The sequence below is a fragment of the Kitasatospora sp. NPDC059673 genome (assembly GCF_042734215.1).
Taxonomy (GTDB): Bacteria; Actinomycetota; Actinomycetes; order Streptomycetales; family Streptomycetaceae; genus Kitasatospora.
In genome coordinates this window covers 1-22813 of the sequence record NZ_JBHWEN010000004.1, presented here as the reverse complement: position 1 = coordinate 22813, position 22813 = coordinate 1, and the positions used below count along the sequence as shown (strand labels likewise).

24 protein-coding genes, 1 tRNA gene and 3 pseudogenes are annotated in these 22813 nt (G+C 68.2%); 17 read left to right on the top strand and 11 right to left on the bottom strand.

Annotated features, from left to right (window positions below; genetic code table 11):
* The first annotated feature begins 52 nt into the window (after positions 1–52).
* The gene (locus ACFV18_RS06490; RefSeq protein ID WP_380479929.1) at positions 53–667 is read left to right on the top strand and encodes a transglutaminase domain-containing protein; all 615 of its coding nucleotides are present in this window, start codon (positions 53–55) and stop codon (positions 665–667) included.
* Here the strand turns inward: ACFV18_RS06490 and ACFV18_RS06485 are convergent.
* Entirely contained in the window at positions 634–1779 is a 1146-nt protein-coding gene (locus ACFV18_RS06485) for a DNA glycosylase AlkZ-like family protein (RefSeq protein WP_380479927.1), read from the bottom strand. The genes ACFV18_RS06490 and ACFV18_RS06485 overlap by 34 nt on opposite strands.
* 313 nt (positions 1780–2092) lie before the next feature.
* Between ACFV18_RS06485 and ACFV18_RS06480 the strand changes: the two genes are divergently transcribed.
* The 3 genes from ACFV18_RS06480 to ACFV18_RS06470 all read left to right on the top strand — a co-directional run bounded on the left by ACFV18_RS06480 (position 2093) and on the right by ACFV18_RS06470 (position 3802).
* A complete protein-coding gene (locus ACFV18_RS06480; RefSeq protein WP_380479925.1) occupies positions 2093–2764 on the top strand; it encodes a DNA polymerase beta superfamily protein in 672 nt (223 codons plus the stop codon).
* 124 nt (positions 2765–2888) lie between these two features.
* Positions 2889–2961, top strand: a tRNA-Lys gene (locus ACFV18_RS06475).
* Positions 2962–3238: 277 nt separating this feature from the next.
* A complete protein-coding gene (locus ACFV18_RS06470; protein WP_380479923.1) occupies positions 3239–3802 on the top strand; it encodes an HD domain-containing protein in 564 nt (187 codons plus the stop codon).
* On the opposite strand, the gene ACFV18_RS06465 is transcribed toward ACFV18_RS06470, so the two are convergent.
* Both ACFV18_RS06465 and ACFV18_RS06460 read right to left on the bottom strand, forming a co-directional pair.
* Complete coding sequence (locus tag ACFV18_RS06465; RefSeq protein ID WP_380479921.1) at positions 3790–4257, bottom strand: NUDIX hydrolase; 468 nt, start codon at positions 4255–4257, stop codon at positions 3790–3792. The genes ACFV18_RS06470 and ACFV18_RS06465 overlap by 13 nt on opposite strands.
* Positions 4244–5017, bottom strand: coding sequence for an XRE family transcriptional regulator (locus ACFV18_RS06460; RefSeq protein ID WP_380479919.1), 774 nt, complete (start codon positions 5015–5017; stop codon positions 4244–4246). The genes ACFV18_RS06465 and ACFV18_RS06460 overlap by 14 nt, the downstream gene beginning before the upstream one ends.
* A 96-nt stretch (positions 5018–5113) precedes the next feature.
* On the opposite strand from ACFV18_RS06460, the gene ACFV18_RS06455 reads away from it, so the two are divergent.
* From ACFV18_RS06455 to ACFV18_RS06420, 8 genes and pseudogenes are all read left to right on the top strand, one after another.
* Positions 5114–5809 carry an HAD family hydrolase gene (locus tag ACFV18_RS06455; protein ID WP_380479917.1) on the top strand — a complete coding sequence of 232 codons (696 nt, stop codon included), beginning with the start codon at positions 5114–5116 and terminating at the stop codon, positions 5807–5809.
* A gap of 19 nt (positions 5810–5828) precedes the next feature.
* Positions 5829–6341, top strand: a pseudogene (locus ACFV18_RS06450) (radical SAM protein); the annotation flags it as partial.
* Between the two features lie 392 nt (positions 6342–6733).
* Positions 6734–6946: pseudogene (locus tag ACFV18_RS06445) on the top strand (adenylyl cyclase); the annotation flags it as partial.
* Between the two features lie 15 nt (positions 6947–6961).
* Complete coding sequence (locus ACFV18_RS06440) at positions 6962–7333, top strand: hypothetical protein (RefSeq protein WP_380479915.1); 372 nt, start codon at positions 6962–6964, stop codon at positions 7331–7333.
* Positions 7334–7396: 63 nt separating this feature from the next.
* Positions 7397–7981, top strand: a complete 585-nt coding sequence (locus ACFV18_RS06435) for a hypothetical protein (protein ID WP_380479913.1) — start codon at positions 7397–7399, stop codon at positions 7979–7981.
* 337 nt (positions 7982–8318) lie between these two features.
* A complete protein-coding gene (locus tag ACFV18_RS06430; RefSeq protein WP_380479911.1) occupies positions 8319–9140 on the top strand; it encodes a glycosyltransferase in 822 nt (273 codons plus the stop codon).
* A gap of 54 nt (positions 9141–9194) precedes the next feature.
* Entirely contained in the window at positions 9195–10076 is an 882-nt protein-coding gene (locus ACFV18_RS06425) for a radical SAM protein (protein ID WP_380479909.1), read from the top strand.
* The gene (locus ACFV18_RS06420) at positions 10073–10738 is read left to right on the top strand and encodes a PIG-L deacetylase family protein (protein WP_380479907.1); all 666 of its coding nucleotides are present in this window, start codon (positions 10073–10075) and stop codon (positions 10736–10738) included. Before ACFV18_RS06425 ends, ACFV18_RS06420 begins: the two co-directional genes overlap by 4 nt.
* Before the next feature lie 12 nt (positions 10739–10750).
* On the opposite strand, the gene ACFV18_RS06415 is transcribed toward ACFV18_RS06420, so the two are convergent.
* Entirely contained in the window at positions 10751–12457 is a 1707-nt protein-coding gene (locus tag ACFV18_RS06415) for a proline--tRNA ligase (RefSeq protein WP_380479905.1), read from the bottom strand.
* Positions 12458–12636: 179 nt separating this feature from the next.
* Here ACFV18_RS06415 and ACFV18_RS06410 point away from each other — a divergent pair, with 179 nt between their 5' ends.
* The 3 genes from ACFV18_RS06410 (at position 12637) to ACFV18_RS06400 (ending at position 14851) form a co-directional block, all read left to right on the top strand.
* On the top strand, positions 12637–13524 hold the full coding sequence (locus ACFV18_RS06410; RefSeq protein ID WP_380479903.1) for a class I SAM-dependent methyltransferase: 888 nt from the start codon (positions 12637–12639) through the stop codon (positions 13522–13524).
* A gap of 287 nt (positions 13525–13811) precedes the next feature.
* Positions 13812–14243 carry a hypothetical protein gene (locus ACFV18_RS06405; protein ID WP_380479901.1) on the top strand — a complete coding sequence of 144 codons (432 nt, stop codon included), beginning with the start codon at positions 13812–13814 and terminating at the stop codon, positions 14241–14243.
* A 311-nt stretch (positions 14244–14554) separates the two neighbouring features.
* A complete protein-coding gene (locus ACFV18_RS06400; protein WP_380479899.1) occupies positions 14555–14851 on the top strand; it encodes a hypothetical protein in 297 nt (98 codons plus the stop codon).
* 360 nt (positions 14852–15211) lie between these two features.
* Here ACFV18_RS06400 and ACFV18_RS06395 read toward each other — a convergent pair whose 3' ends face one another.
* The 6 genes and pseudogenes from ACFV18_RS06395 to ACFV18_RS06370 all read right to left on the bottom strand — a co-directional run bounded on the left by ACFV18_RS06395 (position 15212) and on the right by ACFV18_RS06370 (position 20642).
* Entirely contained in the window at positions 15212–15364 is a 153-nt protein-coding gene (locus tag ACFV18_RS06395; RefSeq protein ID WP_380480420.1) for a hypothetical protein, read from the bottom strand.
* Between the two features lie 107 nt (positions 15365–15471).
* Positions 15472–15789, bottom strand: a pseudogene (locus ACFV18_RS06390) (phosphotransferase); the annotation flags it as partial.
* Positions 15790–15797: 8 nt separating this feature from the next.
* A complete protein-coding gene (locus ACFV18_RS06385) occupies positions 15798–16205 on the bottom strand; it encodes a phosphotransferase (protein ID WP_380479897.1) in 408 nt (135 codons plus the stop codon).
* A 249-nt stretch (positions 16206–16454) separates the two neighbouring features.
* Entirely contained in the window at positions 16455–17372 is a 918-nt protein-coding gene (locus ACFV18_RS06380; protein ID WP_380479895.1) for a XamI family restriction endonuclease, read from the bottom strand.
* Positions 17329–18978 carry an Eco57I restriction-modification methylase domain-containing protein gene (locus ACFV18_RS06375; RefSeq protein ID WP_380479893.1) on the bottom strand — a complete coding sequence of 550 codons (1650 nt, stop codon included), beginning with the start codon at positions 18976–18978 and terminating at the stop codon, positions 17329–17331. Before ACFV18_RS06375 ends, ACFV18_RS06380 begins: the two co-directional genes overlap by 44 nt.
* A gap of 884 nt (positions 18979–19862) precedes the next feature.
* Positions 19863–20642, bottom strand: a complete 780-nt coding sequence (locus ACFV18_RS06370) for a PIN domain-containing protein (protein WP_380479891.1) — start codon at positions 20640–20642, stop codon at positions 19863–19865.
* Positions 20643–20802: 160 nt separating this feature from the next.
* Here ACFV18_RS06370 and ACFV18_RS06365 point away from each other — a divergent pair, with 160 nt between their 5' ends.
* On the top strand, positions 20803–21342 hold the full coding sequence (locus ACFV18_RS06365; RefSeq protein WP_380479889.1) for a hypothetical protein: 540 nt from the start codon (positions 20803–20805) through the stop codon (positions 21340–21342).
* Between the two features lie 33 nt (positions 21343–21375).
* Here the strand turns inward: ACFV18_RS06365 and ACFV18_RS06360 are convergent, their stop codons facing one another.
* Entirely contained in the window at positions 21376–21933 is a 558-nt protein-coding gene (locus ACFV18_RS06360) for a hypothetical protein (protein ID WP_380479887.1), read from the bottom strand.
* Between the two features lie 382 nt (positions 21934–22315).
* On the opposite strand from ACFV18_RS06360, the gene ACFV18_RS06355 reads away from it, so the two are divergent.
* Positions 22316–22717 (top strand): hypothetical protein, encoded by a 402-nt coding sequence (locus ACFV18_RS06355; protein WP_380479885.1) that lies wholly within the window; start codon positions 22316–22318, stop codon positions 22715–22717.
* Positions 22718–22813: the final 96 nt, after the last annotated feature.

The window sequence follows — 22813 nt, the reverse complement described above, 5'->3', positions numbered from 1 at the left end:
TGGGGTGAAATCCCTTTGCCCGGCGGCGAGTCGGCGACGCAGCATCACTGCCATGGACCCTTCCGTCTCCCCGCACGGCCCGCTCCGGGCCGACCGCCCCGACCTCGACGCGTACCTGGCCGCCGACGAGGCGATCGACCACCGGCACCCCGCCGTGGTGGAGCGCGCCGCCGCGCTGCGGCGGGCCGACCCGGTGGCGACCGCCGAGGCGGTGTTCGGCTTCGTCCGCGACCGGATCGACCACTCGGCCGACGTCGGCCGCTGGTCGGCCGCCTACCGGGCCTCGGACGTGCTGGCCGCCGGCAACGCGGTCTGCCACGGCAAGGCCCACCTGCTGGCGGCGCTGCTGCGCGCCAACGGCGTCCCCGCCGGGCTGTGCTACCAGCGACTGGAGGTGCTGCACGGCCTCAACAGCGTTCTGCTGCCCGGCAGTTCGTGGTGGGTCCGGCTGGACGGCCGGGGCAACCGGAACGGCGCGGACGGGCAGTTCGCCACCACCCCCGCCACCGAGCGGCCCGCCTGGACCAGCGACCCGGCGCTCGGCCGGCACCACTACTCCACGCTGTACGCCGCCCCGCCGCCGGTACTTCTGGACGGCCTGCGCCGGGCCCGGCCGGGTACCGCCGGGTTCGGCTACCTGCCGCCCGAACTCCCGGGCGTGGCATAGCGGTTGGCGGTGCGCAGCGCGGCGAGCTTCGGGGCGCGGCTCCTCGGCGAGTCCAGGCCGAAGCTCCGCGCGTCGCCCAATTCCTCGCGGACGAAGGTCTCGACGGCGTCGATGGTGGCGCGCAGCGCGGCGTCCATCGGTACGAACGAGTGGTGCACCAGCTCCCGCTGTTCGGGGTCGTACTCCCAGAAGCCGACGATCCGGCCGCGGTCCACCACCAGGTGGGTCGACGGGTCGGCCTCGCTGCCGAAGCTCCGCCCCGTCCGGGACGCCGGGGCGAGACGGTTGGCGTCCCGCTCGTCGATCAGCCGCGGCAGGTCGCGGTGCAGCAGGTGCAGGCCGTCGACGCCCGCCACCAGGGCGTACGCGGGCTGCTCCGGGATGGCGAACTGGTGGAACTCGTCGGCGAGTTCGGCGGGCAGCAGCAGCTCGGTGCCGGGCAGCTCGACCAGGCGCAGCGGCGCCAGCGCGGCCTTCGCGGTGGCCGCGTTGAAGCCGGAGAACCAGCGGAAGTGCCGCACCGAGGCGGGCGCTGCCCAGGAGAAGTAGCGCCGGGCCAGGTCGGCGGCCTCGCCGTGCACCGCCTGGTCCCAGCGCAGGTAGCCGTACCGTTGCTGGTCCAGCCGCCCGTTCACCGGCACCCGGCGGACCAGGCCGCGTGCCTGCAACAGCCCCAGCGCCAGCGGCAGCGTGGTCGACACGCCGCGCTTGCGCCCCGCCTCGCCCAGCGGGCGGGCCGCGCCGCCGGCCAGGGTGCGGATCTGCTGCGGGCCCAACGGCTCGGTGTCGGACAGCAGTTCGGACACCGCCAGGCAGAGCTGCTCGACCTCGTCCCTGGTCACCCCGAGATGGCGCACCGCCGCGGCGATCTCGGACTCGGCGACGCCCGCGCCCGCCGCCAGGCCCAGTGCGAAGTCCCGCGCCGGCAGCACGTACGTACAGCCCCGGGCCGCGGGCAACTCCTGCACCTCCACGGCCGCGAGCGCCGCGTCCACCGCCGCCCGGCCCAGACCCGCCCGCGCGAACAGCCCCAGGTACGGCGCCGCACCACCCACCGAACGGGCCCACCCCGTCGCCGCCAACACCTCGGCCGGGGACGCCCCTTGGTGCACGCCACCGTCCAGTCACTGCCGGTGCGCCCACCAGGCCCGGAGCTTCGCCGCCGGGATCTCGCCGTTCGCCATGCGCCCAGTATCGGCGCGGGGCGTTGCCGGGCCGAGCACCGTCGGTGACGGTCGTGTCGGCCGGCTGCCGTCCGGGGTGTTGCCGGGCCGAGGGCCGGTGGTGACGGCCGTGTCGGCCGGCGCTGCTGGCCCGCTGCTGGCCCGCTGTCGTCAGGCTGTCGTCCGGGGGCGGAAATCGCTCGCGCGTGCGGGTCGTGCGGGGCGAGACTGCCGGAAACCACTCTCGACAAGGTGACCTCCCGTGCACGTCCTGCTCTCCGGCACAGTCGGCTCCACCGCGTACGGCCTGGCGCACGCCGGCTCCGACCTGGACCGGCTCGGCCTGTTCGCCGCGCCCACCGTCGCCTTCCACGGTCTGCACCGGCCCGTCGAGTCGCACGTCACCACCGCGCCGGACCGCACCCTGCACGAGGCCGCCAAATGGTGCCGGCTCGCCCTCTCCGGCAACCCCACCGCCAGCGAACTGGTCTGGCTGCCCGCGGAGTTGTACGAGGTCCGGACGCCACTCGGCGAGGAACTGATCGGCCTGCGGGAAACCTTCCTGAGCGGCCCGGCGGTCCGCAGCGCCTACCTCGGCTACGCCCGGCAGCAGTTCCGCAAGCTCGCCGCCCGCGACCGCACCGATCCGGCGGGCGCCGCCCGCGCCGCCAAACACGCCCGGCACCTGGTCCGCCTGGTTCACCAGGGCGTCACCCTGCACGAGACCGGCCGGCTGGAGATCCGCCTCCCCGACCCGGACCGGGTGCGCGCCCTCGGCGAGCAGTACGCACAGTGCCCGGAGGACGCCACCGCCCTCCTCGCCGACGCCGAAGCCCGATTCGACCGCCCCGGCGTCCTGCCCACCGCACCCGACGAACGCCCCGCCGAGAGCTGGCTCCGCAAGGTCCGCGCCGCCCACCTCCCCACCACCTGACCACCCGCCACCCCAGCCCCCCACCCACCCCCGACCCGCTCGGCCATCCGCTGGCCAACTCCCGCCGGGCACCAGGTAGGATCACCCCGGCAGGCGTTGTCCCACGAGGCCCACGCCTGCCACCGGGCCGCTAGCTCAATTGGCAGAGCTGCGGACTTTTAATCCGTAGGTTCAGGGTTCGAACCCCTGGCGGCCCACCGCAGTCGAGGCCAGGTCGGACACCGTCTGACCTGGCCTTCTGCGTGTCAGGGGCGATCTCGGTACGGTTCACGGCCGCTGGCGGTGCGAGTGGAATGCCCGAATGGCGAACCGGTACGGCGATACGCTCGCAGAGGTGTCCCGGGCCACGCGCACCGATCACCGATCCTTTCGATGGAGACTCCTGCCGTGACATTGCGCCGCCGCCGCACACGCCCTCAGCAGATCACCTGAGTCCATGCGTAGCGGTCGCCGACATGGGGAAACCATCGGCGCATGAGCGAAGAACCAGCTTCATGGGCCTGGACGGTGGCGAGGCACGAGCTTGCCGAGTCGTTGCCCCGCCGCTGGGCACATACCCAAGGCGTGGCAGAACGCGCCGGCTGTCTCGCAGGGGTTCTCGGCGAGGAGTCCGGGCTGCTCGTCAGCGCGGCTCTGCTGCACGACGTCGGTTACGCGCCGCGGCTGGCGGCGACGGGGTTCCACCCGCTCGACGGCGCGCGGTTCCTCCGGGACGCCCACGGCGCAGACGGCCGGCTGACGCGGTTGGTGGCGAACCACTCGTTCGCGCTGCTCGAAGCCGAGGAACGCGGCCTCCGGGACGTTCTGGAGGCCGAATTCCCTTTGCTGGAAGACCAGTTCCTGGTGGACGCCCTGGTGTGGTGCGACATGACGACGACGCCCGACGGCACCCCGACCACCGCCGACGCGCGTGTGGCGGAGATCCTCGGCCGCTACGGGGCGGAGAGCGTGGTGGGTCGGTTCATCGGTCGGGCGTCGCCGGAGATCTTCGCGGCGGTGGCGCGGGTGGAGGCGGCGCTGGTGGTTCAGCCGAGGTAGGGGTAGGTGCCGGCGAGGTAGTCGCCGATCTGCTGGCGCATGCTGGCGTGGATGTCGTAGCGGTCGAGGTCGGCGGGCTGGATGAAGCGGACGCCGTCGGCTTCGTCGTTGATCGTGGGCTCGCCTCCGACCGGGCGGCCGATGTACGTGTTCTCGTACTGCTGGCGGATCTCGCCGTCGGTGTAGGCGACGATGTGGTTCGGGTTGGTGTAGACGCCGAGGAAGCCGGTGATCTCGGCGACGATGCCGGTCTCCTCCAGGCACTCGCGCACCGCGCACTGGGCGGCGGTCTCGCCGATGTCCTGGGCGCCGCCGGGCAGGGCCCACTGGCCGGTGTCGCGGCGGCGCTGGAGCAGGATCGCACCGGATTCGTCGACGACGAGCAGGTTGCTGGCGGGGATGAGGGTGTTGGCCTTGGGGGCGCTGGGGTCGTTGTAGTACTCAGTCCTGCCCACGGGTGGCGGTCCCCTCCTGGTCGGGCGTCCAGGGCCGGGCGTCGGCCCAGACGGCGTCGAAGCTCTGAGCGTAGTTGTCGAACCAGCCGGTGGCGTCCACCCGCTTGAGGTGGAACAGCGGGTTGGCGCTGGCCGGCTGGCCGAAGACGTGCGGGTTGACCAGCAGCTCGTCGTCGTAGCGGAACAGCGAGCTGTACAGCGTGGTGTCGTGGAGTCTCACCTCGCAGCCGTTCTTCGGAAGCAGAGATCGGTAGTAGGTGAGCGAGGCGCGAATCTTGGCCGCGAGAGTGTCGCCGATGCCCTCCTCGCGACCTCTGAGCGCGGCGGCGTGCCCGTGCGGGTCGCCGAAGCACAGCCGGACCTGGACGCCGTCGGCCGCGCGTCCGGCGAGCATCCTGGCGACATGAGGGTTGGACTGGGCGAAGAACGTCCCGGAGAAGACGAGCACGTCGATCCGCTGCCGGGCCTCCCTCAACAAGGTCAGCCAGGTGTCGCGGGGCACGCTGGCCCGGTTTTGGTAGGTGCCGACGAGTTCGGTGTCCGCCTCGGCTGTCCGCCGGCCTGCACGGGGCTGCGGGGCCGGCCAGAGGAAGGTCTCCTCGACGCGCAGGAACTGAGCGGCGCGGAATCGGTGCCTCGGATGGGGTACGCGCCCGCCGAGCCAGCGGCCTACGGTCTTCGGATCCACTTCGCATGCTTCGGCGAGCGCCTCGGGCACTACGCCCCGCTGCGCGAGTACGGAGTGAAGTCGCTCGTTCACGGAGGCTATACAAGCCGAGCCGGGCACGGCGGTGCAAGGGCGTTGCGGGACGTCCTGCTAGAGCTGACTGTGCGTCAATGTGCTTACGCTGGCGAGATGCACCTCATCGTCCTGTGGGACATCGACCACACGCTCATCGAGAACGCCGGGGTCAGCAAGGAGATCTACGCCGCCGCGTTTGCCATGCTGACCGGTGCCCCGCCGACCGCACGAGCATCGACGGAGGGCCGCACCGATCGCTTGATCATGCGGGACATGTTCCGCCGGCACGAACTCCCAGAGCCCGGTTGGCCGACCGTCGAGGCCGCCCTCACCCGGGCCGGCGAGGAGCACTTCGAACGGCTGTGCCGACGAGGGTGGGTACTTCCTGGTGTGCTCGAAGCTCTCAAAGCGGCGTCCTTCCACGCCGGTTGGGTGTCGTCGGTACTGACCGGCAACATCGCGGCGAACGCGCGGGTGAAGCTGTCGGCCTTCGGTCTGGACCCGATGCTGGATCTCGCCGTCGGGGCTTACGGAGCCGACGCCGAGCAGCGTCCCGATCTGGTCGCCGTCGCTCGCTGGCGCGTCCAGCAGCACCGCGGACTGCCCAGCGACGCCCCGGTCGTTCTGGTGGGCGACACACCGCGGGACGTCGAGGCCGCCCTCACCACCGGCGCCGGGATCGTCGCGGTCGCCTCCGGCGTCCACGGCAAGGCCGAGCTGGAAGCGGCAGGTGCTCCGGTGGTTCTGCCGGACCTGTCGGATACAGTCGGACTCCTCTCGCTGCTGGAAAACGTCCCAGGACGTCCCTGAGTCGTCCAAGTACGCGGTGATGCGGTCCTCGCGCTCTCCGCAACCATCGGGTCTCCACCAGCCGTTCGGCCGAGGGAGGCCCCACGTGATCGGGGAAGTCACCGGAATCCGCAGGATCTGGATGCTGTACCTGCAGCTGCTGTACCGCTGCAGATTCAACTGCCTGCATTGCTTCCACGGTGAGCGGCTCCAATGCACCGACGCCTTCAGCCTCCAGCAGGCGATCAACCTCCTCACCCTCATGCACCACCAGTACGAGACCGAGGCCGTGACCCTGCTCGGCGGCGAGCTGTTCGTTTACCGGGACCTGCCGCAGGTGGTCCGCTACGCGAAGCAGCAACTGGGCCTGCGGGTCGAGATCTGCTCCAACGGCCACCGGATCGAGCGTCGCCTCCACGAGATCGCCCCGTACCTCGACTTCCTGCGGATCTCGTTGGAAGGCGTCGGCGTGATCAACGATCAGATCCGCAAGGCCGGTAGCTACCAGGACGCCCTCGGCACATTCGACCTCGCACGGGAGCTGGGAGCGCGGACCGGGGCCACCATGACGGTCACTTCCCGCAACATCGACGAAGTGGTGCCGCTCGCCCACACCCTCCAGGACTCCGGCGTACGGCAGTTGAAGCTGCACCGCCTGCGGCCGGTCGGCAACGCAGCCGCCCATCCCGAGCTGCTCGTCACGGACCCCACGGCCTACACCCGCCTGCGCGCGCAACTCCGGAGCGCCGACCTGGCCATCGCGGTCGTCGTCGACGAGGACCTGTCCGCCGGTGGTGCCCCGAAGGTCTCCGTCCCCGCCGACGATCGGCGAGAGATCGAGCGGATCGAGGCGGACCCGCGGGGAGTACTCACCATGTCCTGCAAGGCGGTCGGCAACGACTCCCACGCCTTCTGGTACGACAAGCTCACCAACCGCATCCTCCACCGGACCTCCGCACCTTCGTCGAGATCGAGGGCCCCGACGAGGCCTCGGTCCGCACGGCCGCAGCCCTCCTCGGCCTGGACTACGCGGATGCCCGATTCGGTAGCGTCGACGAGGTCTACAAGAGCGAGGTCGGCCGCGACATCCTCGCCGAACCTACCCTCCTGTTCGCCGACACCGGCAAGACCGGCTCGGCCGCCCCTGCGGGCCGCTGAGCCGGGAGCCGAGCCGTGCACACGGATCTGGCCGTGCCGCACCGGGTGATCCCCGGCATCGCCGAGTTCGCCCGCGGCGGCCGGCCCGCCTCAGCGGCCATCGACGACGGAAACCACTGGGTCGACGGGTCCTGCTGGCTCTACTGCGGTCAGCAGTGGACCCGAGTTCTGTGGATCGGCCCCGCCAACGTGGCGGGCGCCCAGGCGCCCATGTTCGCCTGCGGCCCGTGCATCCAGGAACTCCAGGAACGGGTATGGCGCTCGATCCTGCTCAACGACGAGCCGTCCCAGCCGCCAGCACAACCTGTGAGCGACGAGGGCTCCGGAGCCGCCGCCAGACGGTCCGGGCGCCACCGTCGCAACAGCCGGCTCTTCCGCCGCCAGTAGACCTGCCTGGGGCCGGAGCCCGTAACACCGCAGATCACATCGGGTCGATCCGAATGGAGAGCCATGCCCGAGTTCGTGATGAAGCCGAACCTGCCCGACCCGCCGACCGGTTACCGGTACCTCGACTTCCTCGGCGGCGCGAGCCGTCTGGTCCAGGAGAACGTCTGCCGGGGCTGCTTCATGAATCTGACGGAACGGCACCTGCCCGACATCCTCGCCCCCGTGTACGACGACGGCGTCATCACCGTCAGACAGGACGCGGAGTGGGCGGTGCCCGGCTTCATGGTCGTCGGTGTCCGTCCGCACATCGGTGCCCTCGACGAGATGGACCTGCCGCTGGTCGAACGGCTCGCGCGGGTGACGCACTTCGTCCGGCGGGCCATGCGCGAGCGACTGGGCCTGACAGCCGTGCAGATGTACCAGGAGGAGAAGCTCGACCGGCCCCACTTCCACCTGTGGATGCTCCCGCTGTGGCCGGCCACCATGGCCGCTCACGACATCAACCCGCGGATCTACGAGTCCAACATCGCCCGTTACCTCACCCTGTTCACCCTCGACTCCCATGAGCCGGAGATCCGCCGCTGCGCGGACGAGGTGCGCGACTTCCTCACCGAGGTGCCCGAGCTCGGCGCTGACACCCGCGCCTGAAGCCGGGCGAACCTCTCCGACGGCCGTAGCCGGCCTTGCCCGCTACGGCCCGCGATCCCACATGCCGCAGGCGGCCGGCTGTAACAGCGGCCGCCGCATCGAGAGGAACCTGAACGATGCGCATCGCACATGTGGCCCCGCTCTGGGAGAGCGTCCCTCCCCGGGGCTACGGGGCCGTCGAGTCCCTGGTCGCCGACCTCACCGCGGCCCAGGTCCTCGACGGCCACGACGTCACGGTCTTCGCCTCCGGCGACTCCAAGGTCGCCGGCACCCTCCACGGCATCGGTAGGACGGCCCTGCACGCGGACCCGAGCATCGAGAGCCCGAGGTCTACCGGATGCTCCAGCTCCAGGAAGTCCGCGACCGCGCCGCCGAGTTCGACGTCATCCACTCGCACGTCCACTCCAACACCGGATGCCTGGCGATCCCGGCACTGCACGGACTGCGTTCCCCGGTGGTCCACACCGTGCACTGCTTCTTCAACCAGGACAACGCGCTGCTGTTTCGCCGGTTCGCCGCCGAGCGCTACGTGGCGATCAGTAGCGACCAGCGCTCCCACCTGCCGGAACTCAACTTCCTCGGCACGGTCCACCACGGCATCGACGTGCAGGTCTTCCCCTTCGGCCGGGAGGCGGCCGACGCGCGGCCGTACCTGGTGTTCCTCGGCCGGATCCGGCCCGAGAAGGGCGTCCACGTCGCCATCGAGGCGGCACACCAGGCAGGACTGCGTCTGAAGATCGCCGGCCGGATCAAGTCCGGCGACCGGGCGTACTTCGAGCGCCAGGTCCAGCCGCACGTGGACGGCGACCGGGTGTCCTTCCTGGGCGAGCTCAACTTCCCGCAGAAGACGGCGCTGCTGGCCGGCGCCGCCGCCACCCTGATGACCTCGCTCATCCCGGAGCCGTTCGGACTCGTGCCGATCGAGTCGATGGCCTGCGGTACGCCAGTGGTGTCCCTGCGTGCCGGGGCCGCCGCCGAACTCGTCCGGGACGGCATCACCGGCTTCCTCGCCGGCAACGCCCAGCAGATGGCCGAAGCGATCCGCCGACTGCCGACGATCGACCGCTCCACCTGCCGCGCGCACGTGGCCACAGAGTTCTCGATCCGCCGGATGGCGGACGGCTACCAGGCCGCCTACCGGGCGGCCGCCCAGCGCTGATCGGTCGGCGCCGCACGGCTCAACTCCCGCCCCCACTACCTCCAGTGAGGCACCATGCGCAGTGTCATCCTCAGCGCGGGCAAGAGCTGCTTCGTGGCCTGCCCGGGCTGCTACAACTACTTCGGCCGCACGATCACCGAGACATCCCAGGTGCTCAAGTTCGCGGCCGGTCTACGCGACCGGTTCGGGATCAGGAAGATCACCGTCGGCGGCGGTGACCCGCTCACCTGGCGCGACATCGTCCCGCTCCTCACGGGCCTCAACGACCTGGGCCTGCGAATCCACCTGGACACCGTCGGCACCGCCTTCCTCGGCACGGCCCAGATCCGCTTCATGGGCACGGGCACCGTCGAACGGGTCCCGGCCGACGAGGTGGCCGCGGTGAGCGACATGATCGGCATCCCGCTCGACGGCAGCACCGACGCCGTCCAGCAGCAATTCCGCCGACACGCGACCGTCGCCTCCCAGTTGGCGGTCCTGTCTCTCCTGGACGAGGTTGGCGCCCGGATCTGCATCAACACCGTCGTCCACTCCGGCAACGCCGACGACATCGCGGCGATCGCCGATCTCCTCGGCGGCTTCGCCGGCATCAGGCAGTGGCAGCTCTTCCAGTTCATGCCGATCGGGCCCCTGGGGCACCGGAACCGCGACCGCTACCTCATCAGCGAAGACGACTTCCAACACGCCATTGACGTCGCGTACGACACCGCACCCGCGCACGTCGCGGTCTGCGCCAAGAGTGCGGGCGGCCGCAAGCACCGCTACCTGCTGATCGACTCCGCCGGCCTCGTCTGGACACCGGAGCAGTCGCAGGCCGCCTCCTGGCACAGCGAGGACGCCAACGACCGCCGGCACCTGATCGGCAACGTCAGCGACGCCGACATCCTCGACCGCCTGGCCGCACTGGAGAACGCTGGCACGGAGGTCCCGGCATGACGATCGCCAACCTGCTCGTCGTCATGGCCCATCCCGACGACGAGACCCTGCACTGCGGCGGGCTACTCCACCGCACCGCCCTTCGCGGCGGGACGACGGTCACCGTCACCCTGACCCGCGGAGGCGCGGGCCGAACCCTCGGCATGTGCACCACGGAGGAACTGCCCGCCGTCCGCGAACAGGAACTGTGCCGCGCCACCGAGGCGCTCGGAGTCACCCGCGCCGAGGTGCACGACCTGCCTGACGGTGGCCTCGCCGACCACGAGGCCACCGGGACAACCCTCGTTCTGGAAGCACTGCGCCGTTGGAAGCCCGCACGCGTGGTGGCGTTCCCGCCCAACGGAATGAACGGCCACCCGGACCACCGAGCCGCACATCGGATCGCCCTGGCCGCGCTCGACCGCTACGCCGCCGGCCCGGACGTGCTCCTGGTGACCAGCACGACCCCATACGCCGAGCCGGCCAGGCCCGGTTTCCTCGATCCCGGCCAGGTCGAGGCGACGCGGCTGCCGGCGACCCTGCGGATGCCAGTAGGCGACGCGCTGGAAGCGAAGCTGCGCGCCATGGGCCACTACGAGACCCAGGCGCGCAGCGTCGCGAAGATCTTCCGCTGCTACCCGGAAACGCTTCTCACCGAGGTGTTCCACCGGGTGTCCGGCTGACGAGCCGGCACGTCACACAGCGGCGGTCAGCAGCTTGCGGACGTGCTCCACCGCCTGGGCCACCGGCACGGACTGGGTCTCGCCGGTGGCCCGGGTGGTGACCTCGACCGTGCCGTCGGCCAGGCCGCGGGCACCGACCGTGATCCGGTACGGGATGCCGATCAGCTCGACGTCGCGGAACTTCACACCGGGCCGCTCGTCGCGGTCGTCGAGCAGCACGTCGACCCGCTCGCCCTGCAGCTGCCGGTAGAGGGTTTCGGCGGCCTCGGTCACCTTCTCGTCGCTGGTGCCGAGCATGACGACGGCCACCTCGAACGGGGCGACCGCGACAGGCCAGATGATGCCCTTGTCGTCGTGGTGCGTCTCGACGATGGACGCCAACGCCCGCTCCACGCCGATGCCATAGCTGCCCATGATCGGTGTGACGCGCTCGCCGTCCCGCCCGAGCACGGTCACATCGAGGGTCTCGGTGTATTTGCGGCCGAGCTTGAAGATGTGGCCCACCTCGATCGTGACCACCACCTCCAGCGGAGTGCCGCACTGCGGGCAGGGCTCGCCGGCGGTCACCTCGCGCAGGTCCGCCCACTGCTGCACCGCGATGTCCCGCTCGACGGACACACCGCGCAGGTGGACACCGTCGGAGTTGGCGCCAGTGGTCATGTCGGTACGGCCGCGCAGGGCCTCGTCCGCGAGGACGGCCAGCTCGGTGATTCCCACTGCACCCAGGCTGCCCGGCGAGGCGCCGAGCGCCGCCTGGATCTCCTCGGCGGTCGCGGGCCGCACCGCCTTGGCGGCTAGCGTGTCGATGAGCTTCTGCTCGACCAGGGCGTGGTCGCCGCGGAGCAGGATGAGGGTCAGCCGGTCGTCGACCATCTGCACCAGCGTCTTGATCTGCCGCTCGGCCGGCACACCGTGCTGGACGGACAGTTCCTCGATGGTGCGCGCGCTCGGGGTGTCGAACCGCTCGGGAGCGTCCAGCCCGGGGCCGTCCACCACGGCGGGCAGGGCGGATGTCGCCTTCTCGGTGTTCGCGGCGTAGTCGCAGCCAGGACAGCGGACCACCCGGTCCTCACCGGCGCCCGACGGGCTCATGAACTCCACCGACGCGCTGCCGCCCATGCTGCCGCTGGACGCCTGCACCGGGATCGCCGGCAGCCCGAGGCGGGCGAAGATCCGCTCGTAAGCGGCCTTGTGCAGATCAAAGGAACGGTCGAGACCTTCGGCCTCCACGTCGAAGCTGTACGAGTCCTTCATCGTGAACTCGCGCACCCGCAACAGACCGCTCTTCGGGCGGGCCTCGTCGCGGAACTTGGTCTGGAACTGGAACCACATCTGCGGCAGGTCCCGGTACGACTTCAGCTCCTGCGACAGAACGGTGAAGATCTCCTCGTGCGTCATGCCCAGCGCCAAGTCCGCACCCTTGCGGTCCTTCAGCCGGAACATCTCCTCGCCCATCACCTCCCAGCGCCCACTGCGCTGCCAGATCTCCGCCGGGTGCAGGGCGGGCAGGATGAATTCCTGCGCACCGATCGCGGTCATCTCCTCGCGGATGATCTCCACGATCTTGGCGCGGACGCGCACCGCCAGCGGCAGCAGGGAGTAGTGGCCGGCCATCAGCTGCCGGACGAACCCTCCCCTCACCAGCAGGCGGTGGCTCACCGCATCCGCGTCCGCAGGGTCCTCCCGGAGAGTAGGCACGTACAGCTGGGACCAACGCATGGGACCGGAGACCGTCCTCTCGGTGAAACTGCGGAGTGTCGCGGCGGCGCTCTCGCCGGCATCACGACGGGGACCGCAGTCTAGTGGCGGAGTGCTGCCCGAATCGCGCTGTTTTGAGAAGCCCAGGTCAGAGGCCGGAGCGCGGAGCCACGAGACCTAGACGGCACGAAAGGAGGCAGATGGCCGACACACCGGACGAGACGCCCAGCAGCGGTCGGTCTGTCGACGCCATCCGCCGCTACTACGACGACCTTGGCGAGGAAGAACACGACCGACTCACCAAGGACGTCGCGGGCCGGGTGTCCTTCGAGGTCCACCGCCGCTTCCTGGCCCAATATCTGACGAAAAGTCAGCGAGTTCTGGAGATCGGAGCCGGCCCCGGCCGCTTCACGACGGTGCTCGCCCAACGCGGTGCTCGCGTCGTCGTCACCGACATCTCGCCCGTCCAACTTCACCTGAACGAGCTCAACGTCACCGCCGCCGGCCACGAACACGCTGTCGAAGCCCGTCACACTCTCGACATCCGCGACACCAGCCGCTTCTCCGACGCGTCGTTCGACCTGGTCCTCGCTTACGGCGGCCCACTCTCGTACGCATTCGACCAGGAGCACCAGGCCCTGGCCGGCCTCCTCCGCATCGTGAAACCCGACGGTGTGGTGGTCGCCTCGGTCATGTCCCTGTGGGGGAGCTGGCGAGCCCGCTTTCCCGGCGCCACCCAACTCGCCATCCGCTACGGCACCGACGTCACCGACGCCGTCATCCGCACGGGCGATCTCCGCCACGTCCCGGGCATGGCCCACGTCTGCCACATGTTCACCTGGGAACAGCTCGCCACCCTTGTCGCCAACTGCGGCGGCGAGATCGCCGCTGGATCGGCGAGCAACTGGGCGAGCCTCGAAGACCCGACGGTCCTGGCGCACGTTGAGAGCCGCCCGCAGCTCTGGGAGCGGTTCCTCGCCTATGAGGCCGAGGCCTGCGCCAGCCTGGGTGCCCGTGACGGAGGCACCCACATTCTCTTCTCTGTCCGTCGCCGCCACCGCGCGATGACTGGTGAAGTCTCCAGGTAAGGCGTGTGCCGAGGCGATGGTGACGAGCAGGAACAGTCGTTCGTATTCAATCAATTGTCAGTGGCGCGCATCACACTTCCCGTATGGCATTCGTGGCACACCACCCTCGCGTCGGCCTCCTTTATGCCGTTGAGGACGATCTCGGCCAGCCGGAGGAGCCAGGTCTGTGGGAGCAGATCTACCGAAGCAAGGAAGCTGCGGTGAGCTGCCCCGGCACCGACTGCGGTCGGCCGATATGGGCTCGGCAGTACAGGCGTCGCGACTGGGCGGACGGGAGCGGGGGCTCCATGATCACGGCCCGCAACTTCGTCCACGCCAAGGGAGCCGAAGCCGCGTGTGCATTCACCGTCGAGTCAGCCCTCCGTAAGGCGCTGAAGGACCGCATGGTTCAGATCGCGGGCCAGTACGGCTTTCACGCCGTTCCGGAATGCCGTGGATACGGTGCTGGCCGTCCCGATGTCCTGATCCTCTCGGGCGACGGCCTGACGGTCGCGTTCGAACTCCAGCTGTCACCCCTGCCCGGAGTCGAGATCGCGCATAGAACGAAAAGCGCTCTGAGCAGCGGAATCGACCTCGTGGTGTGGGTCACCGACACGGCCCGACCGGACTGGGAGAACAAAGCCCCCTACGTGCTGCTAGCGGACCTGCCCTCGGTGGCTGGTGTACGGGACGGCCTGCCCGTTTCGGTCGCCGCCGGCATCAGCAACCCCTGTCTTTGACTCGCGGCACGTCCACTACGGCCAGTGCACCGTGTATCTGCAGAAGGTCGGTTGCCCTGGCCACGTCTGGTGGCAGCCGACGGCAGGGCATACCTCGCTGGAGGAGTTCACGGCCGATGTGGTTACCGGCGTGATGGTCGCGGCCCACATCGCACGCTTGCCTGGCCCTTCGTGCGGAGCGGTGGTTGTTCACGCCCAAGGATCTGCTTGGCGGACTCGATGCTGATGAGTTCGCTCCAGACACGGATCCTGTCGGGCGGTGACGACCCAAGCAGTCAGTACGGCCTCAGAGGCACGAATCCACCCGCGAGTTGACCAACGAGTACCGCCGGAAGCTCGGCCCGGCCGAGGACGAAGCCCTCGCGATCACTCAGAGCATGAACAACAGAGCGGTTCAGGCGTACGTCAGGCAGCGGCAGCAGTCCGACGGAGATGATGCGGTCACCTACGTGAGCGTTCATGAGCCGGGGCTGTACGCCAGCGATGGTCCCGAAGCTCACAGAGGAAAGATCCTCATCGTGCACCGGCGCAAGCATCAGGAGGAGCTACTGGGAGCCGGCTTCTCCCCCGACGCGGTGCGTCTTCACGATCGGGGAATGATCACCTGAGGGCCTCGCCCGCAGGCGGGGTCAAGGGCGGCGTGACCGCAGCCCGACCGACCGCTGACGATCGGAGTCCGCGTGCCGGACTCGGCGGAACTCGGCCGCCGGTTCAAGGCCGCCGACGTCCCCGTTCGCTTCCTGTACGAGGACTGGACGCAGGCCCCGCTCTTCCAGAATCCCGAACTGGCTGCCCGCTTCTGGCCGCACCTGGCCCAGAGCCCTACCGGCCGCCGACCCAGGACGAACTGCCCAACTACTACCGGGCGTTGCGGCAGATGGTCGTGCTGAAGGTGCCGCAGCTCCCCGCGCCGGACTACATGGAGCAGGTGGCCGAGGCCCTCGCCACCGTGCTGATCCGCACGCTGGTCACGGCATAGCCGCGAACGCCTCCTGCACCGCCTCGCGCCACTCGGTCCACCAGGCCAGGAACCGCTCGGCGGGCAGGAAGAGGTGGTCGCAGGAGTGATCGTCGCGGTCGTAGTGGAAGACCAGCTGCCAGTAGTCCGACATGCCTTCCACCACAGCCGCTCCACCGCGTCCGCCAGGGCCGGCACCGGGATCGGCACCATCGAGCGGTAGCCGGCCACGAACGCGGCTGTCCGCTCCAGGTCGAGGAAGCCGTCCTCACCGCCGAACTGCACCGTGGCGGTGCGGGCGACCTCCTCACCGAACGGGCGCACGCGGATGCGGTCCCAGTCGATCACCCCAGCGATCTTGCCGTCGCGCCACAGTACGTTGCGGTGCTGCACGTCGCCGTGGGTCCAGCCCACGGGGTCGAGCGCTACCTCCGTGCCGGGTCGCTCACTGCCGAACTTGTCCAGAAGCACTTTGCGCTCGCTCAGCGCCTCTGCTGCCGCAACGTCGAAGGCCGTCGGACTCTCCAGAGCGGCGATCAGCGCCAGGAAACGGTCCGCCTCAGCGCGCGCCCCAGCCGGCGTCGTCACCTGGACGTTCACATGCTGCGGACCGGGGGCAGCAGGCGAGCGGTCCGCACGTCGTTCAGGTTCTGGTGGATCTGGCCAAGCAGGAATCCGAGGTCCGTCACCTGGTCCAGGGCGAGTGCTGTTCCTGGTTGATGGCTGTCCTCCGTCCACGGGACCAGCGAGTACCCGCGTCCCGCGATTTCCGCCACCGTCTCTCCAGTGGCGGAAACCAGCGGTCGTTCAACCGGGACGTCGACGTCAGCCAACTCGGCCAGGACTGCCAGGTTCCGGCGGGCGAGGGGCAGCGGCACGTCCATGATCCGCTTCAACGCGAACGCGCCCTGAGTCGTTTCCAGCCGCCAGTTGCCGTTCATCAGGCCGGTCGACAGGAAGTGGCACTCTCGAATCTCGCCAAGTCCAAAGGACTCGGCGAGCATAGGCAAGTCTCACTCGACCTCGCCATAACGTGAGCCGCTCAGGATATTGCCAGTCGCTTCCGTCACCCAAATAAGAGTAGCGGGGTGGGCGGACCAAGGCGCGAGGTTTGGCCTACGTGCCTATCTCCTGCCTACTTGCAGTGATCATCGCGGCCAGGGAAGCTGAGGACATCGGGTCGAGCCCACCATGCCTCCTGTAATACCTGCGGCCGCCATTCTGACGGGGACCCCGATGTCCGATCTGACTCATTACTTGGCCTGCTCTAGAAACGCTTTGAGCGGGCTCATTTCGTGGGCCCAGAACAAGTACAATCCCTTATCTTGAGCGTATTCGAGGTTCTTCAGGGAAAAAACGCCAGAAAGCATTGCCGCAGGGACGACGTTGACCGAGCCGAACTCGCTGGTCCACCCCGTAGCCTTCACAGCAGCATCGTTGTTGATGCGCTTGTAGCTGTTCGTTCCGCTGTTTGAGACCTTGCACTCTATGGGCATAAGTCGGCCATCGAGGAGGCGTACAGCAATATCCGCCTTGCGTGATCCCACCAGGGTCTCGCCGCAGAACTCTCCGGGCTTGGGGGCCAGATTGATATTAGGAATCGGCCGAGTGGGAACTTCCGTGAATCCACACTCATCGGAAAGGAAGGATTTTACCGCCGACTCCTGCGTATTCTTCCCGTTGTTTCTGCGCCAGGTCTCCATCCATCGAAATGCATGCATCGCGGCCGTCGAAACTGATGCCGTATTACGCTCGGCTTCACTGGCTTGCCGCCCCTCGCCGATCCACGGAAATCGCTCACGATCCAATCCGAGGAGAATGATCTGCATCAGCTGCTTAGCGGCTTCCGGATCCTTCCTCACCTTCGAGGGGGCGGTAGTTGTATCCGCCAGGATGCGGAGATCGTCGTCACTGATGGGCGGAGATGCTAGATACCGGGCAACATCTTTCAGATCGGCATCCCCTAGGACATCTGCCGCTGATTCCTCGATCGTTTCAAGATCGACGGTCATTTCCAGGATGGTGTCGATCGCAGCCTTAGAAACCTCGAATTGCGACAGATACTGTTCTAGTGGCTCGCCCGTTCGCTCATACCTGAAGATCTCGATCGAAGCCTGGCGCTCGTGCTCAAGTTCGCTCGGGCCCCAGGTGGGCGGCATCTGCTGCGGCATGGTGGAGCAAGACCTCCGGGTGCGGCACAGGGAGCCGCTCCATCTCACGCGGCTCAAACTTAGTCAGGCCGCCAGCATAGGTCCGACCCTGGCCCAGCGTCACTGAGGTCCGAAGATAACGGGCCAGGCCATCGAGGGCCGCCGTCGTGAGTTCATCACGGGGGTAGAGGCCGTGGGCGATGTTGATGTGGCGTGCTCCTGCGTCGTTGCGGACGAAGGCTGGCGGCCGGCGCGCCATGTAGGTCGCAAGGATCGGGGCTGGGGCGCGGAGCCCGACGCTCCACCATGCCTTTCGGGCTTTCGCAATATACGTCTCATCGGCGCCTTGGCTCTTGGCGATACGGAGGAAGCGTTCCACTTTGCGGCGTGATGCTGTATCCAGCTCGTCGAGGTCGCTAGGCAGGTCGATCACGACTCGCAGTGAAGACAGGTCGTTCAAGGACTCGCCAGCAGCGAAGAGCTCCTTGGCCTTGGTGATCGATGGATAAAGCACCTCACCCGGCAGCTTCACTGCGGCTGGGTCGGCCACCCACACCGCGTTTGCCCCGGTAACTTGGCCGCGGTGAACACGGCAAAGCTCGCCGAGCTCGACCAGTCCCGCGTCGAGCTTCGGGGTTACGCGGACGAGGGGGCTCCAGCGGGCGGCCTCCTGGAGGCGTTCCCGGCTGACTACACGTCCGCCCTCAAGGCTGCCGAGGTCCTCCACGGACTTCACGGGCCGCAGGCGCATCGACTCAACTGAGGAACCCACGGTGAAGCATGAGACTGCACCAGTCGTAGTTGCGTCGGCGAAGGGTGAGGCCGTCGGATCGATCATGTGGACTGCTTCCCCACCCAGCTGGTTGAGAAGGAGGTCTCGCACGAGGCGCCCATAGTTCACATCCAGCCATTCGGCAGAAGTGATGAAGGCACCGATGTCACCGGGCACCGCGTGCTTGGCAGTAGCCAGGAAGAAATGGACGTGGAGGCCCGCCAGCTGACTCGCGGGGAGCTTGAAATCGGACGCCTGGCGAGTAAGCCACTTCTTCCACTCGGCGTCGATCTGATGGTGCCTGACGTAGGGGGGATTGCCGATGAAGGCGGTTATGCCATCATGCGGCGTCAGCTCAAGCTTCCGATAGTCAACGAGCTCGATTCGGGCTCGCGACGCCATGTTGTTGACGGCCAGATTCGCACGTGCCATCAGAGTTGCGATCGGATCGATATCTGCACCAAAAAGGAAGGCCTTCGGCCATTCGCGCCCCGCGGCCAGAAGGTAACGTCCTGAACCAACTCCAGGGTCGATCACCCGTGTGGGAGTGCCCTTCGCGGCCGTCCACTTGATCATGCTGCTGACAATGGGCGCAGGGGTATAGGTCTGCCCCATGGGTCGACGGCTCTCAGCGTCGCGGATCAAGCAGAAAGCATCGCCCAGTGGATCAAGACCCGCCCGGATGAGATCCGTGATTGCCACCAGATCGGCGCCGCCAAACGTGGCCTTGTTGGCAAGCTCCTTCTCCTCGTCGGACCATCCGGGAACCTGCTCGGCACCCAAAGCGAGGGCCACACTTACGAGTGAGGACAGATCGTCAATTTGAGTCATGGGGCTCATCTTTTCGTTCTGCATGCCGACGGACTGTCCAATCCAGTGATCTGCGGTAATTGCTACTTCGACCTAGCGAGGGCGGGGCGTGCGCGGTCCAGGTACGGCTGAAGCGCAGCCTGCCGGGGAACCGCTACTGCGTCGATGGCGTTGACCAGCTCGCCGAAATCATGGTCATCGAGCGGAACCAGGGTTCGCCTGATGTGCGTCGCCCAGGAGGCCGGGAAGGTCCTCAGGCGGGGGACAAGATCTGCGAGCACTGGTCCGCCGTCCAGTGGTGCTAGCGAGGTGATCTCCAAGTCGCAGCCGCGTGCGAAGGACCGCTCTCTAAACTGGACCGGAGGGTCGAGGATAGCTTCGCCTGATCGAACCCGGGCCATGGCGACCAGCCGTCCCCGATCGCGGGTCGGATTTCGGAAGCACCCTCGGGTCGTGTAAATGACGAGCTGGTCGTTGACCTTTAGAGTCGAAGGCGCCTTTCGGCGACTAGGCGGGAAGGCTGCACGCTGCGAGTCGAGGATCCAGCCGAGCGCCTCGCGGTCGGACACGACGAGCAGGTATCTGGCGGGGACTTCGGACACATGTCGACCGTACTAGTGTCGACACGCTCGTGTCCAATGACACGCCGGATGGCGGCTGCGCCTCTGGGGTCGTTCGTTTGCGCTTGGGTACTGAGGTGGGCCAGTGTCGAGTCGACGAGGCTCGTAGGGTGGGGCCCGGAGAAGCGTCCGCACGACTGGAAGCCATCTGGCGGCGAAGGGCAAATCCCCATGGCTGGCAGGCCCTGACCGGACGGGTTAGAACCTGCGTGATGGTGGTCTCTATTGAGGGCTTCGGCCTCATGAGGCTGTGTTGCCGAGGATGCCCCTGCGTGAGCGATGCGTGAGCGGACTGCGTGGCAGAGACCATCAGACGGAGGACGGACCGTCACCAAGTGCACCGATACGCTGCAGAGACGGCAGGAGGCAACCCGCACCGTCCCGCCGGAGCACGACCGGCGTTGATCTTTTAATCCGTAGGTTCAGGGTTCGAGCCCCTGGCGGCCCACTTGGAAGGACGGGGTCACACCCTTTCTGACCTGCAACGCAGCACCCCGGCTGGTGCTTTTGGCGGGGTGCTGCTGCGTTTCGGGAGGGCGCGTGCGTGAGCGGGATGGTTGACATGCTGTCAGGAAACGCCCTGCTTGTCCGTCGCCGAGAGGGCGGTGCGCAGCACCTGATCAGGCGTGCGGCAGTGGGTCGGCGCGAAGAGCGGTCGAAGACTGCGATCAGTCCTGAGCGTTCCAATTGCAGCAGGACTTCGTCGAAGGTGACGGGCGGGTTGCGGCGGCTGTCCGCAATCTCGCGGGCACACGAGTACACGACGCGCCCGTCCATGTCGATCAGGTCCATGACGAAGTCGTCGGGGGACTTTCGCTCGATGTCCCATTCGGCGAGGTAGTCAGGTGGGAAGTCTTTGAGGTTGTTCGTGACGATGACCTGAGCGCCGGCCTTGATGGCGGCGGCGAGGACGTGCCGGTCGTCGGGGTCGGGCAGTTTGAGCCCCTCGATGAGCGGCTGGTAGTTGGTGACGAGGCAGTCGCGGACGGCATTGTTCATGCGGCGTCGCCGTTCGGCGTTCTTCTCGGGTGAGATGCCCCGCTCGATCAACGCTCGGTCGACTTCGTCCAGGATTTTTGCTCGGTCCACTTGGCTTGGATGATGCCGGTTAACGCGAGGCGTAGGAGCCATCAGTCGACGCTGGGGTCGGTCACGGGGCTGTGCCAGCGCATCTACACCCCAAAGTCACACCGAAGCCCAGCGGCGCCCGTGAGGGGCTTGTCGGAGGTCGCGGGTACGTTCCGGCGGCATGAGTGATCACGAGGTGACGCTGGTCGAGATCTCGATCACGCCTACTGAGGCCCGTGAGCGTGCCGCAGCGGTACGGGAGTGGCTGCTCGTCGTGGGTGTGATCGTGGCGAACCCGACTCCCGGGACGCTCGCGGACCCGAGCGAGTACCTGGCCGGCCAGCACGTCGAGGGCACAGCTACCAGCGACGAGGTCGACCGTGTCCTCATGAACTCGGGGGTGGACATCCTGACCGACCGACAGGTCTTCGACTCCGGGGAGAACTTCGAGCCTCCTGTCTGCCCCGGCTGCGCCACGCCGCTCGACGCGGACGAGTACCTGGACCTGCTGGGGCAATGGCTGCGTGCAGGCGAGCCCATGGTGCCCTGCGCCAGGTGCGGGTACTCGGTGCGACTGGGGGATTGGCCGGGGGAATGGGCCTGCCAGGTCGGGGAGCTCGGGGTGTGCTTCAACAACTGGCCCCCGCTACGGGACGGATTCGTTCGGGAGCTCGGGCAGCGCCTGGGGCCGCGTTGGCGCGTGGTTTACGGACACTACTGACGGGCCGGTGGCGCGAGGCTCACCGGCACGTCATCAGGGTGCCAAGTCGAGCCAGGTGGTGCGGTGTTCGTGGTCGTCGGGCGGCAGGCCGGTGGCGAGGCCGTTCTCGTCGAGGGCGTTGTGGATCCACAGCCCGGTGCCGCCCAAGGCCAGGGCGAGGCCGGTGAGGACCCAGGCCGGCGAGACCTTGCGGTAGGACAGGTCGGTCGGGCGGACGTCGTACTCGGTGAGCCCCACTGCGTCCACCGTCCGTCCGACCACGTCCCGCAGGGCCGGGTGGGCGTCATCGCGCCACTGCAGGGTCCAGTCGTTCCACCAGGTCGGGCCGGCGGTGGTGTCGATCGGGTCGTCCCAGGTGACCGACAGGTCCTCCAGGCGGTTCACGCACACCGCGACCCGCTGTCCGCCGATCTCCAGCAGGACGGGTAGGTCGGCGAACCACTCGTCCTCCTCGACAATCCACACGCCCCAGGCCCGGGTGACCGTCCGGCCGACCAACTGCCGGAGTCGCGCGCCCTCGTGCTCTGCGAGGTCGGACGCGCTGCGGTGCCAGTGCGGTTGCCATCCCTCGATACCCCATGTCGGTTCCATGGCGTACAGCCCACACCCTTGCCAACCGGTGGCGCCACTCAAATCGGCGGTCACGCCCGGACAGGGGCCACGCTGACATCGGCGTGGGCGGGGTGTGGGGCTGGGCCGGTCCCGATGCGTGAGCGATGCGTGAGCGGACTCTGCGACACCATCGCCTTCGCCGCCACCCTGCACAGCGTTGTTGTGACCTGCGGGCGAAGGAAGCGCGTCAGGTCGGGTGCCGTGCGGCGGTTCGCTTGGTGGGGTGGCGCGGTCGCCGGTCGGTTTCGGTGGGGCCGAGCACCGCGATCAGTGGGGGTGAGCGGGGAACGGCGGCTGCATTCCGCCCGCCCGGGTTCTGTCCTACTCTCGATGTCCACGGGGCGACTCAGGGGAGGGGCCGATGGAGCAGCTCACCGCTGAACTTCTCATGATGCTGGCGGGCGGGGCCGCGGGGGCAGCGGGCCGGAGTGCCTGGCAGTCGCTTGTCGCACTGGTCCGGCGCCGACCTGCCGAGGATGCTGCCGGGCAGGACGCTACCGGCCTGCCCGAGCTGGAGGCGTTCGAGGCGGATCCGGGGAATCGTGCCCGGGCGCAGCGGCTCGCGGACGCGTTGATGGTCCGGGCCGAGTGGGATCGCGAGTTCGGGCGTCGCCTCGCGGGTTGTCTGCCCGCGCGCGGCAGTGTGCACGTCGATGGCTCCAACACGGTTTCTGGAGGGGAGCAGGGCACCGTGGTTCAGGCCCAGTACATCGGTGCCATCCACAACATCGGCAATCCCGGTGGCCGGGGGGCGGCCGGCTAGGTGTATTGACCACAAGCGTTGTTGACGGTGCAGGGCTTGATCAAAGTGAAGACCTCCGGTGTGGTGGAGGTGTCTAGGCTCCACACCACACACGGA